A 7,159-nucleotide genomic window follows, 5' to 3' on the forward strand; every position below is an offset into this window, starting at 1 on the left:
AGGGGTTCCTCCCTCCTCCCCGTTTTTCTGTCTCGTGGTGAGTGCGTTCGGGTCCCCGAGGGGGGGGGGGTGGGTAGACTACCTCGCGGGGACCTGGACTACCTCGCGGGGGTGAGGCCGGCGACGAAGGCGACGGCGGCCGCGGAGATCTGCGCGCGGGCGTCGTCGTGGGCGAGGGTCGGGGTGCCGTCGCCGGGCTGCGGGCCGTAGTCCCCGAAGAACGCGTGCCCGGCGCCCTCGACGACGGTGAAGACCGCGTCGGCGGGCAGGTCGGCCCGCGAGGCGTCGATCTTCGCCGGCGTCGCGAGGCCGTCCTCGCTGCCGGAGACGGACGCGACGGCGGCCGTAAGCGTCCCGCTCATGTCGTCCGCCGGGTAGGAGGCGAACAGCAGCAGCCCGGCCGCGGGCGCCTCGGCGTCGTCGTCCGCGGCGTCCGCCGCCATGGCCGCGACGGTGCCGCCGAGCGAGTGGCCGCCCACAACCCAGCGGTCCGCGTCCACCGCCGCGCGGGCGTCGTCGAACGCCCCCGTGGCGAGGAAGGCGATGCCGAGCGGCTGCTTCGCGACGACGACGGTGTGCCCCGCCTCGGCCAGCGGCCGCAGCACCGCCGCGTACGCGCGGGCGTCGACCCGCGCGCCCGGCTGGAAGAACACGGCCGTGCCGTCCCCGCCGTCCGCCGGGGCCAGCGCGTACCGGGTGGCGCCCTCGGTCACCGTCACCGTGTCGTCCGAGCGCATCGCCGCGAGCGCCGGCTCGACCGCGCCGAAGGGGCGCAGCCACGCGACCAGCACGACCCCCACGGCCCCGAGGACGAGCAGCGCCACCCGTCCCGCGCGCCGCCAGCCGGGTCGCGAGGGGCGACGGCGCAGCGCCCGCACCCCGACGCCGACCGCGCCGACCAGGGTCAGTGCCAGCAGCACCGCGTACGCCGGGTGCCCGTGCACCACAGCCCCCCACGCCGTCGCGCACGCCCACACGACGACGACCGTGGCGGCAGCCGCGACGGCGAGCGTCGCGACGCGCAGCCAGGCGGGGGCGGGATCCGGGGTGTTCGGCACGTGAGGAGTCTGGCATCCGCGCGGGGCTCCGCAGGTATCGTCTGACCGCCACCTGCAACGTTGGAGGATTCCCCCGTGACCGACCTGTCCACGACCACGCCCGACCTCGCCCTCGACGCCGTCGTCGACCTCGACGTCCCCGGCCCCACGATCAGCCGCCACCTGTACGGCCACTTCGCCGAGCACCTCGGCCGGTGCGTCTACGAGGGCTTCTGGGTGGGCGAGGACTCCGACATCCCGAACGTCGGCGGCATCCGCACCGACGTGGTGGAGGCGCTGCGCGAGCTGGCGATCCCCAACCTGCGCTGGCCGGGCGGCTGCTTCGCCGACACGTACCACTGGCGCGACGGCGTGGGCCCGGCGGCCGACCGCCCCCGCATCGTCAACACGCACTGGGGCGACGTCGTCGAGGACAACGCGTTCGGCACGCACGAGTTCATGGCGCTGTGCGACCTGCTCGGCACGGCCCCGTACATCTCGGGGAACGTCGGCTCCGGCACGGTGCAGGAGACGGCGGACTGGGTCGAGTACCTGACCCGCGGCGACGACTCGCCGATGGCACGCCTGCGCCGCGAGCACGGTCGCGACGAGCCGTGGGGCGTGTCGTTCTTCGGCATCGGCAACGAGCCGTGGGGCTGCGGCGGCAACCTGCGCGCCGACCAGTTCGCGTCGCTCGCCCGCCAGCACGCGACGTACGCCCGCGACCACGGCGGCAACCGCCTCGTGCGGGTGGCGGCGGGCGCGTCGGACGACGACTACGCGTGGACCGAGACGCTCATGCAGCAGGTGGCGAAGCTCGGCGACGCGGAGCCGCGCGACCTGTGGCAGATGGTCTCGTTCCACTTCTACACGTTCGCCGGGACGTGGGGGGACAAGGGCGCCGCCACCGAGTTCACGCGCGACGAGTACTGGGCCACGATGCGCAAGGCGCTCGACGTGCGCCGCATCATCGCCGGCCACTCGGCCGTGATGGACGCCTACGACCCGGAGGCCAGGCTCGGGCTCGCGCTCGACGAGTGGGGCACCTGGTGGAACGTGGAGCGGGACACCAACCCCGGCTTCCTGTACCAGCAGAACGCCATGCGCGACGCCCTCGTCGCGTCGGTGCACTTCGACGCCTTCCACGACCACGCCCGCCGGCTGCGCCTGGCGAACATCGCCCAGACGGTCAACGTGCTGCAGTCCATGCTCCTCACGGACGGCGCGAAGATGATCAAGACGCCCACGTTCCACGCCTTCGCGATGAGCGCGGGCCACCACGACGCCGCGAGCCTCCCGGTGCGCGAGCGCGTCGCGCGCGCCACGCACGACGTCGACGGCACGCCCGTCGGCACGGTCTCGGCGTCGGCGTCCACGAAGGACGGCGCGGTGCTGGTCTCGCTGACCAACCTCGACCCGGACGCCCCGGCCACGGTGCGCGTCGACCTGCGCGGGCGGGCGGTGAGCGACCCCGTCGCCACCGTGCTCGCCGCCGACGACCCGGCTGCGCACAACACCTTCGACGCGCCCGACGCCGTCGCGCCGCGCCCGCTCGACGGGGTGACGGTGACCGACGGCGTGCTCACGGCGGAGCTGCCGCCGGCGGCGTTCGCGACGGTGCGCCTCACGCTCGCGTCGTAGCGGGCGCCATTATATGAGACAGACGGTCCCACTGAACGGACGACGGGTGTAGACCTGGGGCATGACCAGCCCTGACGTCGAGGACCCCGCCGTCGCCGACCCCGAGCACCGGTACTGGCGGCGCAACCTCGCCGTCGGCACGGTCGGGTCGTTCACCACGCTCGTGGCGATGACCCTGCTGGTGCCGTTCCTGCCGGAGTACGTGCGGCAGCTCGGCGTGGACGACCCGGCCGCCGTCGTGCGCTGGTCGGGGGTCGCGTACGGGGCCACGTTCCTCACGGCGGCGCTCACCGCGCCGCTGTGGGGAGCGCTCGGCGACCGGTTCGGCCGCAAGTCGATGCTGGTGCGCGCCAGCCTGGGGATGGCGGTCGCGATGACGCTGCTCGGGTTCGTGCAGAGCGTCGAGCAGCTCGTCGCGGTCCGGCTGCTGGTGGGCCTGCTCGGCGGCTACTCCTCGGGGGCGACCATCCTCGTGGCCGCGCAGACGCCGAAGGACCGCAGCGCGTGGGCGCTCGGGGTGCTGTCGTCCGGCATCCTCGCGGGCAACGTCGTCGGGCCGCTGGTGGGTGGCTTCGTGCCCGCCTGGGTGGGCATCCGGGCGACGTTCGTCGTGTGCGGGGCGGTGATCTTCCTGGCGTTCCTCGCCACGACGCTCCTGCTCCGCGAGCCGCCGTCCGGGCCGCGGCCGCCCCGGGCCGTCGCCCGGCGCCGCGGCGCATGGTCGCAGGTGCAGCGCCCGGGCGCGGTCGTCGCCCTGCTGGCGACGTCGAGCCTGCTGCTGTTCTCGACGATGTCGATCGAGCCGATCGTCACGGTGTACGTGGAGGACCTGGGCCAGCTCTCGCACGCCGCGGGCGTCGCGGGGATCCTCGTCGCGCTGACCGCCCTGGGCAGCGTCGTCGCGGCGCCGCGGGTCGGCCGGCTCGCCGACCGGGTCGGGCACACGCGCGTGGTCGTCGCCTGTCTCGCCGCAGCGGGCGTGCTGGCGCTGGCGCAGGCGCTCGTGACGAACGTCTGGCAGCTCGGCGTGCTGCGCGTGCTGCTCGGCCTCAGCCTCGGCGGCCTGCTGCCGTCGATCACGGCGGCGGTGCGCCACCTCGCCCCGCCGGACGCCGTCGGCCGGGTGCTGGGGCTCGGCGTCTCCGCGCAGTACGTGGGGCAGGTCGCGGGGCCCGTGCTCGGCGGCCTGGTGGCCGCCCAGGCCGGCCTGCGCGCCGTCTTCGTCGCCACCGCCGTCGTCCTGCTCGCCGCGGCGGCGCTCAACCTCGTCGTGCTGCGCCGCGGCGCGCGAAATCCGTCGACCGAGGCGCGGGAGGCCGTGACACTCGGGTCATGACGATCACGCGGCTCGACCCCGCCGGCCTGCACGCGACCCCGGGCTACCACCACGTCACGGTCGTCGAGGCGGGGCGGACGGCGTACCTGGCGGGCCAGTGCCCGCTGGACGCCGACGGCCGGCTGGTGGGGCCCGGCGACCTGGCGGCCCAGGTCGACCAGGTGGTCGCCAACGCGCTCCTCGCGCTCGACGGCGCGGGCGCCGCGCCCGACGACGTCGTGCGGTCCGTCGTCTACGTCCGCAGCGCCGACCGGGCGGATCTCGCGGCGGCCTGGCAGCGCCTGCTCGACTCGCCGCTGGCCCCCGCGTTCACCACCGCCAGCACGCTGCTCGGGGTGGCCCAGCTCGGCTTTTCCGGCCAGCTCGTCGAGGTGGACCTGACCGCCGCGCTCCCGCCCGCGGTCTGAACTCGACACCCCAGTCGTCCGATGAATCCTTCCAATCGACGATTGAATCGTGCTAATTTCCCGTGGCATGACCACATCGGCCGCAATGACGCGGCGCACGTTCGGGAAGCTGGCCGGGATCACCGCAACAGCGTTGCTGCCGTGGGCGCAGGCCCCACGCGCCGCCGCCTCGGGCCCGCCTGAGGTCGTCGAGACGGACACGCACGTCGTGGTGGACAACGGCCTCGTCCGCCTGACCGTCGACAAGTCGAATGGTCGGACCACCTCGCTCGTCTACGACGGCGTGAACCTGGTCGGCCGCGGGAACTACGACATGAACACCGTCCGCGAGGGCGGGGGCCTGCCGCTCCCGCCGGCGGACAACCACCTCACCGTCCGGGTCGAGCAGGACTTCGTCGACGTCGCCTACCACCACAGCCCGTCGGGCGACATGCCGTGCTGGCTCGTGCGGCACCACGTCGTGCGCTCCGGCGAGGCAGGCATCCACCTGGCCTACAGCTACGACCACCCGGCGGAGCTGCACGGCTTCCGCACCGACCAGCACCGGTACGTCTTCTACACCGCGGGCGGCGTCTTCACGCACGCCTCCGTGCCCGACGAGGCCGACGCGGTCCCGTGGCGCGAGGCCGCGGCGCGCATGCCCACCGGGGCCGAGATCTCGCGGGCCGAGATGGTGATGGACGCGACCTACGACCTCGAGGGCACCGGCTCCGCCTACCCCCGCCGCTACTACACGAAGTACGACTGGGCCGTGTCCATGAAGGACCACAGCCTGCACGGGCTGTACGGCAGCGGCTACGGCATGTGGGCCGCCCTGCCCAACCTCGAGGCGTTCACGGGCGGCCCGGTGCGCCAGGACCTGATCCTGCACCAGACCGGCGACACCCCCGTGCTGCTCGTGGAGCCGCAGGCCACCCACTACGGCGCGCCGCCGGTGCGCGTCGCCGCCGGGCAGGCCTGGCAGAAGACCTACGGCCCGTACTTCGTCTACCTCAACAAGGGCGACGACCCGCCGGCCCTGCGCCGCGACGCCGCCCGCCAGGCGCGGTTCGAGACGCACGCGGACTTCTACGACCGGCTGGCGATCGAGGGCTGGACGCCCACCACCGAGCGGTCGCGCGTGCGCGGCACGGTCCGGGTCCCCGGGGTGCCGAAGCTGGACGGCGCCGTCGTCGTGCTGTCGGACAACGGCACGGCCATGCAGGACTCGGTGCTCGGGCACAACTACTGGGCCGACCTCGGGCCGGGCGGGCAGTTCGCGCTCGACCACGTGCGCCCCGGCACCTACCGCCTCACCGTCTACGGCGGCGGCCTGTGGGGCGAGTACGTGATCGACGACGTCGAGGTCGGCGCCGGCCAGGAGGTCACGCTGGGCCGCATGCTGTGGGAGCCCACGAGCCACGGCCGGACGGTGTTCCAGCTCGGCACGCCCAGCCGCGACTCGGGCGAGTTCCGCCACGGCCGGGAGTTCCGGCGCTACGGCCTGTTCGAGTCGTTCCACGACGACTTCCCCGACGGCGTCACCTTCACGGTCGGCAAGAGCACCCCGCAGGACTGGAACTACATCCAGTACCAGCGGTCGTACCCGGTGCAGGCGCCGGAGGGCACGGTGCTCCCCGAGGACGCCGACGGCGTCTGGCTGTTCGACTTCGGCACCGCGTCCAGCCCCGTCGCCGCCGGGTACCAGCGGGTCGCGCAGAACACGCTGTACTCCGCCGGGGCAGGCTTCGGCCTCGACCGTGCGGTCGACTCCCGGGACCGCGGGTCGGACGGAGACCTGCAGCGCGACTTCGTCGTCGGCTCCGGCTACACGTTCGCGGTGGACCTGCCCGACGGCGAGTACGAGGTCACCGTGCTCTCCGGCGACGACATCGCGGCCAACAAGACGCAGGTCTCGTTCGGCGGCGGCGCGCCGGTGGCCCTCGACTCGGGCCGCGGCGAGTACGCCGTGCACACCGCGACGGTGACCGTCACCGGGGGCCGGCTCGACCTGCTCGCCGGCGGCGACGGCCGGATCAACGCCGTCGAGATCCTCGCGGCGGACGCCGCGCTCCCCGTGCTCGGGAGCCTCGAGGTCGACGGCGCGGACCTGGTGCCGGGCTTCAGCACGTTCCGCTCCGACTTCGCCGCCGACCTGCCCTGGGACCAGGAGTCGGTGACGGTCCGTGCCACCGGGCGGGGCGGCGCACGCGTGGCGATCGGGGGCGACGTCGTGCCCGAGGCCGGGCTCGCCGTGCCCCTGCACGCGCAGCGCACCGTGCTCGAGGTCGTGGTGAGCGACGACGACGGCGGGTCGACGGCGCCGACGACGTACCGGCTGCACGTCACCCGGCAGGAGAGCCCGTGGCGCATCCTGTTCGACCTCGGTCGCGCGCCGGCGGCGGGCGCGCGGGCCACCCTGACGGTCGCGCTGGCGGCGTGGGCCATGGGCTCCGCGCTGCCCGTGCCGCCGGAGAACAGCAACCTCACGATCAGGGTCAACGGAGAGCCGTTCGTCTGGACCTTCGGGCCCGAGGACGCGAAGGGGGCCACGTACCGCAGCGCACGCGGCGGGCGGAGCTACACCCGCGAGATCGCCTTCGACGCGGCCCTGCTCAAGCCGGCCGGGAACGAGATCACGCTGCAGATCAACGCCGGCGCCGAGCACCTGTGGAACGAGGCGGCCTACGACGCCGTCCGGCTCGAGATCGCCTGAGCCGAGTGCGGTCCTCCGGTGCGAGATCGGTCGGGATGTCGAC

The 7,159-nt window shown here is 74.1% G+C and carries 5 protein-coding genes; 4 read left to right on the top strand and 1 reads right to left on the bottom strand.

Translation table 11 applies throughout. The features are described 5' to 3' along the window. Positions 1-98: 98 nt before the first annotated feature. The gene (locus ACFVS0_RS20825) at positions 99-1,058 is read right to left on the bottom strand and encodes an alpha/beta hydrolase (RefSeq protein ID WP_430589014.1); all 960 of its coding nucleotides are present in this window, start codon (positions 1,056-1,058) and stop codon (positions 99-101) included. Between the two features lie 84 nt (positions 1,059-1,142). Here ACFVS0_RS20825 and ACFVS0_RS20830 point away from each other — a divergent pair, with 84 nt between their 5' ends. The 4 genes from ACFVS0_RS20830 to ACFVS0_RS20845 all read left to right on the top strand — a co-directional run bounded on the left by ACFVS0_RS20830 (position 1,143) and on the right by ACFVS0_RS20845 (position 7,116). After that, complete coding sequence (locus ACFVS0_RS20830; protein ID WP_430589031.1) at positions 1,143-2,678, top strand: alpha-N-arabinofuranosidase; 1,536 nt, start codon at positions 1,143-1,145, stop codon at positions 2,676-2,678. A gap of 61 nt (positions 2,679-2,739) precedes the next feature. After that, positions 2,740-4,014, top strand: coding sequence for an MFS transporter (locus ACFVS0_RS20835; RefSeq protein ID WP_430589015.1), 1,275 nt, complete (start codon positions 2,740-2,742; stop codon positions 4,012-4,014). Next, entirely contained in the window at positions 4,011-4,421 is a 411-nt protein-coding gene (locus ACFVS0_RS20840; protein WP_430589016.1) for a RidA family protein, read from the top strand. Before ACFVS0_RS20835 ends, ACFVS0_RS20840 begins: the two co-directional genes overlap by 4 nt. A 67-nt stretch (positions 4,422-4,488) precedes the next feature. After that, on the top strand, positions 4,489-7,116 hold the full coding sequence (locus ACFVS0_RS20845; protein WP_430589017.1) for a polysaccharide lyase family protein: 2,628 nt from the start codon (positions 4,489-4,491) through the stop codon (positions 7,114-7,116). Positions 7,117-7,159 lie beyond the last annotated feature (43 nt).

The sequence above is a fragment of the Isoptericola sp. NPDC058082 genome (assembly GCF_042885055.1).
In the GTDB taxonomy this organism is placed as follows: domain Bacteria; phylum Actinomycetota; class Actinomycetes; order Actinomycetales; family Cellulomonadaceae; genus Isoptericola.